Origin of the sequence: Mycobacterium sp. SMC-19, assembly GCF_045310815.1 — a bacterium.
In the GTDB taxonomy this organism is placed as follows: domain Bacteria; phylum Actinomycetota; class Actinomycetes; order Mycobacteriales; family Mycobacteriaceae; genus Mycobacterium.
This window is the reverse complement of record NZ_JBJIAM010000004.1, coordinates 215,037-230,349: the sequence shown is the minus strand read 5'-3', so window position 1 is coordinate 230,349 and position 15,313 is coordinate 215,037. Positions and strand designations below refer to the sequence as shown.

General features: G+C 67.0%; 7 protein-coding genes. 4 read left to right on the top strand and 3 right to left on the bottom strand.

From position 1 onward, the window contains the following. A complete protein-coding gene (locus ACJH5R_RS11145) occupies positions 1 to 7,464 on the bottom strand; it encodes a BTAD domain-containing putative transcriptional regulator (protein ID WP_406758225.1) in 7,464 nt (2,487 codons plus the stop codon). Between the two features lie 144 nt (positions 7,465 to 7,608). Between ACJH5R_RS11145 and htpG the strand changes: the two genes are divergently transcribed. The 3 genes from htpG (at position 7,609) to ACJH5R_RS11130 (ending at position 12,387) form a co-directional block, all read left to right on the top strand. Beyond that, a complete protein-coding gene (htpG, locus tag ACJH5R_RS11140) occupies positions 7,609 to 9,552 on the top strand; it encodes a molecular chaperone HtpG (protein WP_406758226.1) in 1,944 nt (647 codons plus the stop codon). A 317-nt stretch (positions 9,553 to 9,869) separates the two neighbouring features. After that, entirely contained in the window at positions 9,870 to 11,099 is a 1,230-nt protein-coding gene (locus tag ACJH5R_RS11135) for a PPE family protein (RefSeq protein WP_406781952.1), read from the top strand. A 70-nt stretch (positions 11,100 to 11,169) separates the two neighbouring features. Further along, positions 11,170 to 12,387, top strand: coding sequence for a PPE family protein (locus ACJH5R_RS11130; protein WP_406758228.1), 1,218 nt, complete (start codon positions 11,170 to 11,172; stop codon positions 12,385 to 12,387). A 46-nt stretch (positions 12,388 to 12,433) separates the two neighbouring features. Here ACJH5R_RS11130 and ACJH5R_RS11125 read toward each other — a convergent pair whose 3' ends face one another. Then, complete coding sequence (locus ACJH5R_RS11125) at positions 12,434 to 13,438, bottom strand: zinc-binding dehydrogenase (RefSeq protein WP_406758229.1); 1,005 nt, start codon at positions 13,436 to 13,438, stop codon at positions 12,434 to 12,436. 96 nt (positions 13,439 to 13,534) lie between these two features. Here ACJH5R_RS11125 and ACJH5R_RS11120 point away from each other — a divergent pair, with 96 nt between their 5' ends. Next, entirely contained in the window at positions 13,535 to 14,353 is an 819-nt protein-coding gene (locus ACJH5R_RS11120; RefSeq protein WP_406758230.1) for a carboxymuconolactone decarboxylase family protein, read from the top strand. 2 nt (positions 14,354 to 14,355) lie between these two features. Here ACJH5R_RS11120 and ACJH5R_RS11115 read toward each other — a convergent pair whose 3' ends face one another. After that, positions 14,356 to 15,219, bottom strand: coding sequence for an alpha/beta fold hydrolase (locus ACJH5R_RS11115; protein ID WP_406758231.1), 864 nt, complete (start codon positions 15,217 to 15,219; stop codon positions 14,356 to 14,358). Positions 15,220 to 15,313: the final 94 nt, after the last annotated feature.

The following is a 15,313-nucleotide window of genomic DNA, read 5'->3' as shown; positions in this document are numbered from 1 at the left end:
TCAACTGAGCTCGTCGAACCGGGCCAGTGCGGCGTGCAGGTCGTCGTGGTCGAACAGTTCGCAACGATCGACCAGGTTGCCGTCGACGGTCAGGACGTTGATATCGCGCCATTCGGCGTCGAATCCGTCTTGTGAAATCCCCTGCGCCACATGGGTGACGACCGCTCCGATGCTGCTGATCCGGTGCACCGCAGCGATGTAGATCCTGGTGTCCGGTGAATCATCCCAGGCAGCTTGCATGTACGGGATCATGTCGCCGGGCGCGAAACCCGCCCCGCGACGGTGGTCAATGCTCACCCAGTCCGGCGTCGTCGCGGCAAGATCGCGCTGGTTGAACCCGGCATAGGCGCCGGTGACCAGCGACCACGTGTTCGCATAGTCGGCCGCTTCGCCGGCGAGGTAACGGGCTTCGAGTTCGGCGAGGGCGGCATCGAGGTCGTCGGGATCGAAGTTCACGGTGTACCGCATCAGCCCGGCGGCGTCGACTTCCATGACGTGCAACATCTCGACGGCGATCGACCGGTCGGGATCACCGCTGTCGCGATAGCAGCCGTAGGTCAGCGAAAGTCGAGATCCGCGAATGGCGATGGGCTCCACCTCCAACCGCCACGTGCTCAGGGCCGTTTCCAACGTGGCGTCGACAACCTTGCGCCGCTCTGAGCCTTCGAGAACATGACGCAGGCCTTTCCGCCGGTCGTCGTACCAGCCATCCACGCTGCCGAGCGCGAAGATCGCATCCCCGTCACGGCGGTTGAATGCCTCGGCAACGCGCGCCCAGTTCCGCGTGGCCGCGTTCTCAAGCGCGGGCCTTGATCGGGTCAGCTCGTCGAACCGGGCGAGCGCGGCGTCGAGGTCGGCTTCGTCGAATACTTCGCAGCGGCTGATCATTCCGCCCTCGACCGTGAAGAGCACGACTTCGCGCCATTCAGCCTCGAATCCCTCCTGCGAGGTTCCGCGCACCACTTGGGTGACGACCGCACCCAAGCCACTGAGCCGATGCACCGCCTCGCTGTAGCACCCGACGTCGGGCGCGAGGTCCCACGTCGCGCGCATATAGGCGGCCAATTCGCCGGGCGCGAACGCCCTCGCGCGACGATGATCGACGTTCTCCCAGTCGAGTTCGGGAAATTCGCGTTGGTTGAATGCGGCATAGCCTGCCGTTATGACCGACCACGTGTGTGCGCAGGCCGCCCCTTCGCCGGCGGCGAAGCGCGCGTCGAGCTCTGCGACCGCGGCGTCGATGTCATCGACGTCGAATATGACGCGCGCCACGACCCGTTCGTTGGCGTCGATTTCGACCACGTCGAGTAGATCATTGCGGAATGCATCGGGTCGGTGGACATCCTCCAAGGCGCGGCCACGCCTCAAGACGAGGCGTTCCCCACGGGTCGCAACGGTGACTGAGGCAAGCGTCACGCCGGCTTCAGCTATTGCTGTAACTTCTGCGACGACGGCGTCTCTGCCATGTCGGAGGCCAGCATTGACCACTCGGCGACGATCCATGGTGGAACAGTCCTCGGCCAAGATCTCTGCGATTGCAGCCCAGTCGCGGGCGGCGAAGTGCACCAGGATGCGCTCGTACACCCGCCCAGCCGCATTGACTAACCGCGTCGGCTGTGGGTACAGCTCTTCAAACCTCGCGAGCGCGGCGTCGAGGTCCGTCTCGTCGAAAAGCTCGCAGCGGTTGACCAGGTCCCCTTCGAAGGTGGCCACAATGACCTCTCGCCATTGGGCGTCGAAGCCCTGGTCCGACGTCCCCCGTGCCGCTTGGGTAAAGACCGCACCGCGTGTGCCCAGTCTGTGCACCGCCTCGATATAGACGTGAAAGCTCTGCGCTTCGTCCCATGAGGTGCGGATGTAGGTAGCCAAGTCGCCGGTCTCGATCGTTGCGATTCGGCGGTGATCGATGTTCACGCAGTCCGACGTCAGGCTGAGCTGTTGCCTGTTGGCTGCGGCATACGTTTGGGTGAGCGCCGACCACGAACGCGCATAGTCTGCCGCCTCGCCGGCGAGGTAGCGGGCGTCGAGCTCGGCGATGGCGGCGTCAAAGTCGTCGGCGTCGAACGAGACGCTCGCCGCCAACCGCCCGTCCGACGTGATCTCGCCGACGTCGAGTTGCTCGGCGAGGAATGCTTCAGGGTCTTGATCCCGGAATGAGAAGACGCTCCTGGTGAGGACGAGTGAGTCCCCACGCGTCGCGACATCGCTCACCTTGACCTCGGTGATGCCAAGCCCGGCGACAACGCGCAAATTTGCGAGGGCCGCAGCCCGACCGCGTCGAATTCCGGCGTTCACGGTACTTCGGCGATCGTCTTGGTAGTAATCGTCAGCCAATAGCTCGGCCATCGCGTCCCAGTTGTGAACGGCAAACTGGGCCAGGAAGCGTTGGGACACCTGACTTGCCGCATTGTGCAATCGACGCGCCTTCTGCGGCCGCAGCGCGTCCAACCGCCCAAGCGCAGTGTCGAGGGCCGCCTCGTCGAACATCTCGCAGCGGCTGATCAGGTCACCATCGACCGTGAGGGTGTCGAGAAGGCGCCACTGTACGTCCACACCGTCTTGCGAAATCCCTTTGGCGACGTGGGTGATCACCGCGCCGTACTCGGTCAGCCGATGTACGGCTTCGACGTAGATGGTGTTCTGCACTGTGTCGACCAGAGCCACGCGGAGGTATGTCATCAAGTCACCTGTTCCGACCGTCGCAAAGGCCCGATTGTCGACGTCGGTGAACTGGGCGTTTGTCGGAGGCAGTTCACCTCGGCTGAGGGCGGCAAAAGCTCTGGTGATCGCCGACCATGTGTCGGCGCAGGCGGCGGCTTCGCCGGCGAGATAACGCGCATCGAGTTCGGCCAGCGCAGCGGTGAAGTCGTCAGGATCGAATACGACACGGGCTAAGCCTCGACCGTCGGCATCGACCTCGACCAGGTCGAGAAATTCGGTGCGAAATCCCTCGTAAAGGTCAGTACACGAAAGACTTAAAACCAGGCGCGCGCCACGGGTTGCGACGACTTCTGAGGTGAACGACTCGACGACGTCGACGAGCCCCGAGATTTCGGTGATGAATGCATCTGGGCCGTGTCGGAGTCCGGAATTCACCGCCCTGCGCCGGTCGTCGGTCGAGATGTCGTCGGCGGCCATCGCGGTTATGGCGCCCCAGTCGTGGGCTGCGAAACACACCTTGAATCGCTCGTACAGTCGGCTGGCTACGTTTTCCAACCTCTGCCAGGACTCGCGTTGTTCCTCGAATCGGCTATGCAGCGCATCGAGTTCGGCGATCGCAGCGTCCATGTCGTCGGTGTCGAACCACACCTGCAGTGCGATTCGCCCGTCTTCATCGATGGCGTAGAGCTGGAGCAGCTCATCGGCGGGTGCCCCCGGCCCCCCGTCGGGAGTGCCAATGCACATTCGGACCAGGGCCAGGCGCGTGCCTCGCACGGCGGTAACGACTCGCTCAACCCGAATGGCTCCGGACTCGAGATCCTGTCTGGTGTGGTGCATCACTTCGCCTACCGTCGTCTCGTCCGGCAGGAAGCCAACGATCTTTCGGCGGCTCTCGATCAAGCCGTCTGGAACAAACATTCGCTCGAACTCGTCCCAAGCCTCGCGTTCAATTGCGGCCATCACGCGTTCACCGGCGCGGACAGCCGGATGGTCATAGTCCATGACCGGCGACTCGGCTGGAGTCGTGGGGGCAGCTGTGACCCGTTGGCCCAGCATCGCGCGGGCCTTGGCGGCAAGTGCCTCAGCGCCTTTCCGCTCGTAGAGCCCCGCCGCTCGCTGCGCGGCGGCCCGCGCCCCGGCCTCATCGCCGGCGGCATTCAACACCGTCGCCAGCGCCAGACACGCATCGCCGTGATCGACCAAGGCGTCGGTGCGCTGCGCCAGGTCGACTGCGGACTCGGCCATCTGCCGCGCCGCGGCATGATCACCTTGGCGTGTCAACAGCAGCGCCAGCAGCGTGCGCCAGGCGATCGACGCCTTCAGTGCGTGTCCCGCGAGACGCTCACTCTCGGTGCACAACTCCTGCGCCTCGGTGTCGCGGCCCAGCGCCAGACAGGTCCGGCCCAGTAGCGCAGCCGTCTCGGCGGTATCGGCGTCCAGCCCCATGCGGCGGAAACCGTGGTAGGCCTGGCGTAGATGCGACTCGGCGCTCTCCGGGTCGTCGCCGACCAACTCGATTATTCCGGCGAACTGCTCCACCTCAAGAAGGGCATGGCGCAGGCCGATCTCGTTGACCGTGCGCCGCGCCGAGTCGATCATGCGCCGCGCGGTGGCGGCGCGGCCGCGAAAGGCCTCCAGGACGGCTTGGCACCGTGTCGATGTCGCCTCGACCGCCGGGGACTCCGTCGTGATGCGCAACAGCCGCACCACGTCAAGACAGCGCCCGCCCGCGCGCGGAACCGGGTTCGGGCCCCACAGTGCCGCCAGGGGCGCTCCCGCCAACACCGCGTTCACCCGACGCTGTTCACGTGCGTGCCGCGCTGCGGTCAGTGCGCTGTCCAACGCGATCTCGCAGTCGCCGATTCGCCCAAGACGCGCAAGGCATCCGGCCCGTACGGTGTGGGCCTTGGCTTCTCCCTCGGCATCGCCCAATCCGGCCAGCGTGTCCGCAGCCGCGCCCAACTCGGCCTCGATCTCATCCAGTCGTTCGGGGTGCACCAGCATCGACAGTTGCCCGTCGAAGCACGTCGCCCACGCCGCCAGCCGAACCGAATCGACTGTCGCTGACTGCAATTGTGAGACAGCGCGGGTGGCCGAAGCCACCTCACCCGCCGCAAGCAGCGCCTCACAGCGCGCGACCAGCAGCTCGGCATTCTGGTCGGCGCGATCGGGCAGCTCGTCGTCGATCTCCTCCAGCGCGTGCAGTGCCTGGTCGTACAAATCGGCGGCGCCTTCGTAGGCGAGGCGCGTCATCGCCTGATCGGCGGCGCGTCGGCAGTACTCGACGGCTTTGGCCGCGTTTCCCGCCCACGCGCATTCGAAATAGTGGTACGCCAGTTCCCCCAGCAACTCGTCGTCTGCGCCGGGGGTGGCTTCCAGAGTGGTGGCGATACGTTGGTGCAGTCGCATGCGTCGCACCGATGCCAACTCGGCGATCAGCGCCTGCCGGACGAGGGCGTGGTTGAACCGGTATCGCCCGCCGGACTCTTCGATGACGATGCCGGCCTTGCAGGCCTCATCGAAGGCGTCGACGAGGTCCTGTTCGACTACCCGTTCGACGAGGTCCACCGCGAAGTGGCTGCCGACCACAGCGGCCGCGGCAAGGGCCTTGTTGGTCTGAACCGGAAGCCGGGAAAGCCTGCGGCTCACGGCTTCACGAATACCCTGCGGCAAGGTGTTGGGATCCCAGACTCCACCACTCTCGTCCACGTGGCGCAGTGCCTCGATCAAGAAGAACGGGTTGCCGCCGGTGACAGACACCAACGCCCGGGCGAGCTGTTCGTCGTCGTATCCGGCGTCGGCGACGTAAGCGGTCACGTCCTCGGCACCCAGGCCGTTGAGGGCAAGTCGATCCGCGGTGCCGTCTCGGTGAAGATCGGCGAGCATTGCCGCCAGGGGATGGGATCGGTCAAGGTCCGTGCTGCGGTACGTCGCGACGATCTGCACCCGGGTGTGGTCGCCGAAGCGCAGCAGATGCCGCAACAGCAATAGCGTCGGCTTGGCCGCCCAGTGCAGATCGTCGAGTATCAGGACGACCGGTGCACTGGCAGAGGCGAGTTCGAGCAGCGCGACGACGGCGTCGAACAGTGCATAGCGTTCGGTGTCGGGGTCGGCGCGGGGCGGCGCGGACAGATCGGGGAGCACCTGGGTCAGACCCGGAATCAGGGGGAGTAGTGCTTCAACGCCGCGCAATCCCCGTAGGCGCTGTGTGCTGATGCAGGGTACGAGCGAACGCAGTGCCTCGGCGAACGGCTGGTAGGGGGCACCGAGGTCCTCATCCGATCGGCCGTACAACACGACGGCGCCGTGCTCGAAGACCTGGTGCGACCATTCGCCGGCCAGGCGCGTCTTGCCCACACCCGGTTCGCCGGCAATCAGCATCGCGTGAATCCCACCGGCGAGCGCAGCCTGCCACGCGGAGCCAAGTCGCTCTAGCTCCAGACCGCGACCCACAAACCGCCCGGGGCCGGTCAGTACCGCGGGGAGGTCGGGCCGCTCGAGAGGTTCATCGACGGTCTCCTCGCGGCGCTCGGCGGTCTGTAGGCGCAGCTCGAAAACATGCTCCGGGCGTGGCAGATTGCGAAGTGCGCGCATCCCGAGGTCGGCGAGACCGACGTCGTTGGGCAGGGTGTCGATGACGAGCTCGGCCGTCGCGCCGGAGCACAGAATCTGGCCGCCGGTTGCCAGCGACCGCAGGCGGGCAGCACGGTTGACCGCACGACCGAAGTAGTCACCGTCGCGCAACTCCACCTCGCCGGTGTGCAGGGCGATCCGGATCCGCATGGGTTCGTGCAGGACCCACGGCTCGTGGAGGATCGCGTCTTGCAGCTCGATAGCCGCCGTGGCCGCCGCTGAGGGCCGGTCGAAGACCGAGAACGTGGCATCGCCTTCGCCACGGGTTTTGATGAGCCGCCCGCCGCGTGAGGTGACGACCTGTTCAACGAGTTCGTCGTGGCGTGCGAGCGCGATTGCCATGGCGTCGGCATCGGCCTCCCACGCGGCGGTCGACCCCTCGATATCGGTGAGCAGAAAGGTCACGGCGCGTGTCACCGAGGCAAGATGCTGGGCCACCGGGTGCTCCAATGCGGAGTCCTGGGCAACGATCGCGGCCGCGAGCCGCCGAAGCTCCGGCCCGGGATCAACGCCGAGCTCGTCGGCGAGCAACGACCGGGCTCGTTGATACGCGCCCAGGGCTTCGCCCTGTCGACCGGCGCGGTAGAGGGCGAGCATCAGCTGTGCCCATCGCCGCTCGCGCAACGGTCCATCGGCCACCGCGGCTTCCAGTTCACCGATGATCTCCGCGGCCCGTCCCGTCGCGAGCAGCGCGTCGGCGCGGTCCTCGACCAGGGCGGCGTGCCCCTCGATCCAGCGTGTCTTCTCCGAAACACCCCGGCGGGAATCGGGCAGTTCGGGGGTTCCGCGCCAGAGGTTCAGCGCCTCCTCGAAGCGGACCACCGCTTGGCTGGTATCGCCGGCTGCTGCGGCCTCTCGCCCTGTCTTGGTGGCCAGCTTGTACCGCGGGGCATCCACCTCGGCCGTGTTGAGGATCCAGCCCATTCCCTCGGTGAGAACGAAGCCGTCGCCCAACGCCCGACGCAACGAGGAGATGTGAGTCTGCAGCGCCTTGGCCGCCGTGCGGGGCGGTTCGTCACCCCAGATCAGATCGATCAGCGTTTCGGCCGACACGACAGAACCGCCGTGCAGACCGAGCATCGTGAGGATCGCACGCGGTTTGGCGCCCGGGATGGTGACCGAGGCGCCGTCGTGCCGGGCCTGGAGAGGTCCCAAAACCCCCAGCTCCACGGCTTGAATGGTAGTCACCTGGCAATCGTCGGTGGGGCGATTCAACGCACGGTCAAGATCCGGTAAAGGCGCGATCGGCCCCTGTCGGGGCCGGTCGTGACGCGCCCTCGGGGGACAACGAGGCCGCGGGTAAATTTGGCGCCTATGAGCGCACGTGTGGAGCAACTGGAGTTTCAGGCTGAGGCCCGGCAGCTACTGGATTTGATGGTCCACTCGGTCTATTCCAACAAGGACGCGTTCCTGCGGGAGCTCATCTCCAACGCCTCGGACGCACTGGACAAGCTGCGGCTTGAGGCGTTCCGCAACAAGGAGCTCGAGGCCGACACCTCCGACCTGCACATCGAGATCGAGGTGGACACGACCCTCCGCACCCTGACGGTTCGCGACAACGGCATCGGCATGGCGCGTGATGAGGTGGTGGACCTGATCGGCACCCTGGCCCGCTCCGGCACCGCCGAACTGCGTCAGCAGCTGCGAGACGCGCAGAATGCCAAAGACTCCGAAGAGCTGATCGGCCAGTTCGGGATCGGCTTCTACTCGGTGTTCATGGTCGCCGACAAGGTCGAGATGGTCACCCACAAGGCCGGCCAGAGCGAAGCCATCCGGTGGGAATCCAGTGGTGATGGCACCTACACCATCGAACCCGTCGACGATGCACCGCAGGGCACGTCGATCACCTTGCACCTCAAGCCCGAAGACGCCGAAGACGCGCTGCACGACTACACGGCGGAGTGGACGATCCGGGGCCTGGTCAAGAAGTACTCCGACTTCATCGCCTGGCCGATCCGTATGCAGATCGAGCGCCGGGTACCCGCCGACCCGGAAGGCGAGGCGGGGGGCGAAGAGACGGTCACGGTGGAGACCGCGACACTGAACTCGATGCAGGCGCTGTGGGCGCGCCCCAAAGACGAAGTCTCGCCAGAGGAATACAGCGAGTTCTACAAGCACATCGCGCACGCCTGGGACGACCCGCTCGAGGTCATCGCGATGAAGGCCGAAGGCACCTTCGAATACCAGGCGCTGCTGTTCATCCCGTCGCACGCCCCGTTCGACCTGTTCAACCGGGACGCCCAGGTCGGCGTGCAGCTCTATGTCAAACGCGTGTTCATCATGGGCGACTGCGACCAGCTGATGCCCGAGTACCTGCGCTTCGTCAAGGGTGTCGTCGACGCGGCGGACATGTCGCTCAATGTCTCCCGAGAGATCCTGCAGCAGGACCGGCAGATCAATGCGATTCGGCGGCGGTTGACCAAGAAGGTGCTGTCGACCATCAAGGAGCTGCAGTCGCAGCGGCCCGAGGACTACCGCACCTTCTGGACTGAGTTCGGTCGCGTGGTCAAGGAGGGGCTGCTCTCCGACTTCGACAATCAAGAGGCACTGCTTGCGATCAGCTCGTTCGGCTCGACCCACAGCGACTCCGAGCCGACCACGCTGGCCGAGTATGTCGAGCGCATGAAAGAGGGTCAGGAGCAGATCTTCTACGCCACCGGCGAATCCCGTCAGCAACTGCTGCGCTCGCCGCACCTGGAGGCGTTCAAGGCCAAGGGCTACGAGGTGCTGCTGCTCACCGACCCGGTCGACGAGGTGTGGGTGAACGCCGTCGCCGAGTTCGACGGGAAGCCGCTGCAGTCGACGGCCAAGGGCGAAGTGGATCTGGACTCCGAGGAGGAAAAGACCGCGCACGAGGAGCAGCGCAAGGAGCAGGAAAAGGATTTCGCCGAGCTGATCTCCTGGCTGGAGCAGACGCTGACCGAGCACGTCAAAGAGGTGCGGCTGTCCACCCGGCTCACCGAGTCGCCGGCGTGCCTGATCACCGACACCTTCGAGATGACCCCGGCGTTGGCGCGCATCTACCGCGCCAACGGCCAGGAGGTTCCGGTCGGCAAGCGCATCCTCGAGCTCAACCCGGGCCATCCGCTGGTCACCGGACTGCGGCAAGCGCACGACGCGCGAGGTGGCGAGGACGCCGACTTGGCCGAGACCGCGGAACTGCTCTACGGCACGGCGCTGTTGGCCGAGGGCGGGGCGCTGGAGGATCCGGCGCGTTTCGCCGAGCTGCTGGCGCACCGGTTGGCACGTACGGTCTGAGCTGGGCCGGCCGGTGCGGCTGGCGTCTTTCATCAGGCGCACCTTTTTCATACAGGTCGCCTCCCCCCGTGATTGGGTGTCAGCTCCGATAGCGCACGGCGAGTTCGCCGATGAAGCTGGAAGCAGGTGGAAGCAGATTTCCACCGGGCCGGAGTCATTGTCGGGAACGCACTTCCCGTGATCGGCGGCGACGTCGCCACACAATCAGGTCCGGTTGAACCAGCGTTGGTCGATCAGCTCCATGAACTCCAGACGCGGGGTGAGTCCGGCACCGCTGGTCGCCGATAGAACGGCAACTAGAGGGGATATGTGCGGTGTTGGATTTTGGAACGTCTCCGCCCGAGATCACCTCGGCAAAAATCTATGCCGGCCCCGGATCGGGACCACTGTTGGCCGCAGCAGCGGCTTACGATGCACTCGCTGCCCAACTGAATTCATTTGCTACCGGCTATTTCTCGGTGATCGCGGATCTGCAGGGCGAGAGTTGGGCCGGCAACGCATCTGCGGCGATGGCCGCCGCGGCAACGCCTTACGCCGAATGGGCGACGGTAACCGCAAGCCAGATTGAACGGGCCGCCGGCCAGGCGCGCGCGGCGGCGGCCAGCTACGAGAACGCGCGTATCGCGACAGTGCCGCCGGCGGTGGTGACAGCCAACCGTGCCCGGCTCGCGAGCCTGGCTGCGGCCAATGTCATCGGACAGAACACGCCCCAGATCGCGGTCACCGAGTTCGAGTACGCCGAGATGTGGGCCCAAGACACCCTCGCTATGTTCGGCTACGCGTCTGAGACGGCGACGGCGACGCAGTTGCCGTCGTTTCAACCGCCACCGCCGACAACCAACCCGGCAGGTGGTGTGGCCCAGGCCGCCGCGGTGGCCGGTTCGGCGGGGGCTACCGGCGCGTCGAACTCGCAGACTTTCCTGTCGCAGCTGCTTACGGCCCTGCCGCAACAGCTCGGCGGCCTGGCCACAGGCCAAGCCGCGGCGCTGCCCGCACAGGCAGACCCGTTGCTGCCGCTGGAACTGATCGAGGCGGCAAACATCCTGCTGGGGCCGACCTCTTTCGGCTTACAGACTGCGCGAACGGTCTCGGCGATCGGCTCGTTTGCGTTGGCCGGGAACGCCTTCCTGCTGACCCATGGTGGCGCCGGCATCGGAGCGGCCGGTGCGACCGGTCCGGTCCTGGCCAATGCCGAAGCGCCGGTAGCCGAGTCGGGTGGTGCTGCCGACGGTCACAACGCGGTGCTTGCCCGTATGGGTGGCGACGTGGCACCGGTGGGACAGCTGTCGGTGCCGCCGGCGTGGGCGGATGCCACCCCGGTAGCGTCCGCTACCGAAGACCCGGTGTGGCTAACGGAAGCAGAGCTTGACGGTGCGTCCCCGTGGCAGGGCAGCGCGGAAGCGGATATGCCCGGCGCTTCACCGGCAGTGGGCATGGGGCCGATGGCGGCAATGGTGGGTGGAGGATTGGGGCGCCAATCGGTCGCTGGCGCCCTGCGTGTCGAGCCCAGTCCGTTCAAGATGCCCCGTCCGTCCTGCGGTGGCTAACTCATGCGCGCCCATTTGGTGAACTACCACCCAGGGTTTCGGGCCCCTCGCCGAACTAACCGGGCAGTTGATGTTTGATTTCGGCGCACTGCCCCCCGAGATCAATTCGACCAGGATGTATGCCGGTCCGGGATCGGGGCCGATGATGGCGGCGGCCGCGGCGTGGGACGACATTGTCAGGCAACTGGAGTCGGTCGCAACCGGTTACTCCGCCACGATCTCGAGTCTGCAGGGCCAGCGCTGGTCGGGTCCTGCCTCCGACGCCATGGCGGCGGCCGCCACCCGATACATGGCGTGGGCCACGGCAACCGCGGCGCAGGCCGAACAGACCGCCGCCCAGATCCGGGCGGTGGCGGGCGCCTACGAGACGGCGTTCGCCGCGACGGTGCCACCAGTGGCGGTGGCGGCCAATCGCACCCAGTTGGCGATGCTGGTGGCCACGAACTTCTTCGGGCAGAACGTGCCGGCGATCGCGGCCACCGAGGCCGTCTACGCCGAGATGTGGGCTCAAGACGCCACCGCGATGTATGGCTATGCCGGAGCCTCGGCGCAGGCACGGATGCTGGCATCGTTTCCCCGGCCGCCGGAGACCACCGACGTCGGCGGGCAATCCGCCCAGCAGGCCGCGGCGGCGCGCGCCGTCGCCGACGTCGTCGCCGGGGATACGCAAGTGCTTCTGGCAGAGCTGCTTTCGGGTGCGTCAGAACAGCCACACATTCTCACCACGGCATCGGCGCAGCCATCACAAGTGGGCTTTGCCCAGGCCACACCACCACCGGCATCGTTGCCGATAGTCGATCAGGTGGCGGCTTTCGGCCCCACCATGGGCGTATTGGGCGTCGCTCAGCAGGTGGTGTTCACAACCGGATCGCAGGGCGTCTTCGGTATGGCGATTCTGAACGCGCAGGCAAAGGCGGCCGCCGGCGCCGCGCTGGCCACCCCGGTCGTCACGGTCGATGCGCACGGCACCGCCCTGACCGGTGTGCCCGCCGCGGTGCTGGCGGGTGCGGGAAAGGCGGCGCCGGTCGGAAAGTTGTCGGTGCCGCAGAACTGGTTGACGGCAACGCCGACGGCAGGCGTCGGCGATGCGGCCGTCAAGTCGCCGCGATCGGCGGCCGTGGGCGCAGCCTCGGCGGAAGCGGCCAACGCGGCGAGGCCTGCGGTGGGCCACCCTCCGACCGCGGTCATGGGACCGATGGACAGGCTGGCGCCCCGCCGTGGCGGTACCCCGGTTTTTCGCATGCGGGACCGCCGATTTCGGATGCCCCGGCCGCCCGGGGCCGGATGAATCCGGCGTGCGCGTTGGCGGGAATCCACCGCCCCGCACGCGCGGATCAGGGCACCAGCACCACTTTGCCGACGTTCTCCCGCGCGGCCAGAATGCGGTGGGCCTCCGGGGCATTCGCGAACGGCACCGCCGCATGCACCACCGGGGCCGCGGTCCCGTCTGCCAGCGCCTCGGACAGCGGGGCGATCCAGGGTCCGAGCGTGCCGCGGTCGTCCCACAGCCGCAGCATGTTCAGGCCGATCACGGTCTTGGACTGCTCCATCTGCGTGATCAGACTGAAGCCGCGCAGCATCGCCAACGCCTGCGGGGCCGCCCGCAGCAGCGACCGCTTCTCACCCTGCTGCAGTGACGAGAGACCGTAGGCGACCAGGCGTCCGCCGGGACGCAGCAGTTTCAGCGAGCGCCGCAGCGAGGTGCCGCCGAGCCCGTCGAGCACCATGTCGTACGGCGGCAGGCCAGCCCACCAGCCCTTGCGGCGGTAGTCGATTGCCCGGTCGATGCCCAACGCCTCCAGCTGGGCGTGTTTGCCCGGCGACGCGGTGCCGTGCACGACGGCCCCGGCGGCCTTGGCCAGCTGGATCGCCGCGATGCCGACGCCGCCGGCCGCGGCGTGCACCAACACCCGCTCGCCGGCCTGCAGCGACCCGTAACCGTGCAGCGCCGCCCAGGCCGTCGCGTAGTTCACCGGGATGGCGGCGCCTTCCTCGAAGCTCATCGACGCCGGCAGCACGACAGTGTCGGCGGCGTTGGCGTTGACGATCTCGGCGTAGCCGCCGAATCGGGTGCCGGCCAGCACCCGCTCGCCGACCCGGGCCGGGTCGACACCGTCACCGACCGCCTCGATGGTCCCGGCCACCTCGTAACCGACCACGGCGGGCAGCTTCGGCGCATCGGGATACAGGCCGACTCGGGCCAGGTGGTCGGCGAAGTTCACCCCCGCCGCACGCACCCCGATCCGCACCTGGCCGCTGGCGGGCGGCGGCGGGTCGGGTTGGTCCTGCACCTGCAGCACCGATGGGGGACCGGTTTTGGTGATCATGACGACACGCATGGGTTTCAGCCTATGGCGGCAGTGTCCATAATCGGTGGTTTAGCGAGCCTCGACGAAGGAGAGGCGAAGCTGGAGCCGCCGCATAAACTCGGTGGGATGGACGTTCTCGGTGAGCTGAATCGATTGGTGGCGTGCTCGGGTGGCCGGCTGGGCGCCGTGGTCCGCGGCGTGTGCGGCCCGACGCTGGGCCTACCGCCGCTACCAGCCGAGGTGAGCGCCGATGCATCCGGTGTCGATCCTGTGGTAACCGAATTCGCCGAACAGTTCAGTGTCGACGTCTCAATGATCACCGACGACCAGCGAGTGCGACTGCGGGAGGCGCTGGGGGACAAGGCCTTTGATGCTGTAGTCCAGATGTACATCGGCGACTTCGTACCGCGGGTGCGCGCCGGCCTCGATGCGGTCGGTGTCGTGGTGTCCTGGCCCGACCCCATCGCGTGGGATCACACCGGCCACCCGGCCGATGTGCTGTTCAACGGGTTCATGCCCGCCGTCGCCCGACTACGATCCCTGGATCCGGTGACCTCCGAGGTGGTGCGGCTGCGCGGTGCGGCCCAGCACAACTGCCGGCTGTGCAAGTCGCTGCGCGAGACGACCGCCCTGGACGCCGGCGGGTCCGAGTCGCTCTATGACGACATCGAGCACTTCGAGAAGTCACGGCTGCTCAGCTCGGCGCAGCAGGCGGCGCTGCGCTACGTCGACGCGCTGGTCTGGACACCGGCCCACATCGATCCCGGGGTGGCCGCCGGGGTGCGCCGGCACTTCACCGATCGGCAGGCCGTCGAACTGACGCTGGACGTGATGCGCAACGCCGGCAACAAGATCGCGGTGGCGCTGGCCGCCGACGCGCCGCGGGTCGCCGAGGGCACCGAGCGCTATCTGCTGGACGCCGACGGCCAGACCGTGTTCGGCTGAGCTCAGGCGGAGTGGCGGGCCAGAAAGCCCAGGATGGCATCGGCGAAGATGTCGTTGCGGTCCCCGGCGACCATGTGACCGGCCCCGGCGACATCGACGAACTCCACCTGCGGGAATCGGGCTAAGAACTCTTCGGCGTTGGTGGCGCTGACCAGGTCGCTGAGCTGGCCGCGTACCAGCAGCATCGGCACCCCGCCGTCGAGGATGGTCTGTACCGCGGCGTTGAGCCGCTCGACATCGTGGATCTCCATCGGGCCCTGGTGCTCGGGGCCGCTGATGAACTGCGGGTCCCAATGCCAGTACCAGCGATCGCCGCGCCGTCGCAGGTTGGTGGTGAGCCCGCCCAGGTCGGTGGGGCGGGGTCGGTGCGGGTTGTAGGCGGCGATCGCGTCGGCGACCTCATCGAGGGAGTCGAAGCCGGACTCCATGTTCTCGGCCATGAACGCCTGCACCCGCTGCGCACCTGAGGCATCCATGTTGGGCACGATGTCGACCAGCACCACCGCACTGGCCGCCCCCGGCGCCAGTTCGCCGCCGAGCAGCATGGCGGTGCACCCGCCCAGCGAGGCACCGACCAGTACCGGGTCCGGCGGCAGGGTGCGCAGCACCTGGTGAACATCGGCGGCGAAGCTGACCAACCGGTAATCGCCCTCGCTGGCCCAATCCGACTCGCCGTGGCCGCGCAGATCGACGGTGACCGCTTGCCAGCCGCGTTCGGCAACCGCCGCGGCGGCCCGGCCCCAGGACCGGCGGGTCTGCCCGCCGCCATGCAGGAACACCACTGCGCGAGCGTTGGGGTCACCGTGCCGGTCGGCGATGATCCGGACATCGCCGGGTGCGTGGGTGACGAAGGTTTCCGCGGTCATCTTGGGATAGTAAGCCGACCTTGATAATGCTCGATCACTTGCCCGACGAAACCTGTGGTGACCTGCGGGTTCGAGGGACTACGATGGCGGAGTC

Coding starts and splice junctions, on each gene's coding strand:
- htpG (WP_406758226.1), top strand. CDS start 7,609: ATGAGCGCACGTGTGGAGCAACTGGAGTTTCAGGCTGAGGCCCGGCAG.
- ACJH5R_RS11130 (WP_406758228.1), top strand. CDS start 11,170: ATGTTTGATTTCGGCGCACTGCCCCCCGAGATCAATTCGACCAGGATG.
- ACJH5R_RS11125 (WP_406758229.1), bottom strand. CDS start 13,438: ATGCGTGTCGTCATGATCACCAAAACCGGTCCCCCATCGGTGCTGCAG.
- ACJH5R_RS11120 (WP_406758230.1), top strand. CDS start 13,535: ATGGACGTTCTCGGTGAGCTGAATCGATTGGTGGCGTGCTCGGGTGGC.
- ACJH5R_RS11115 (WP_406758231.1), bottom strand. CDS start 15,219: ATGACCGCGGAAACCTTCGTCACCCACGCACCCGGCGATGTCCGGATC.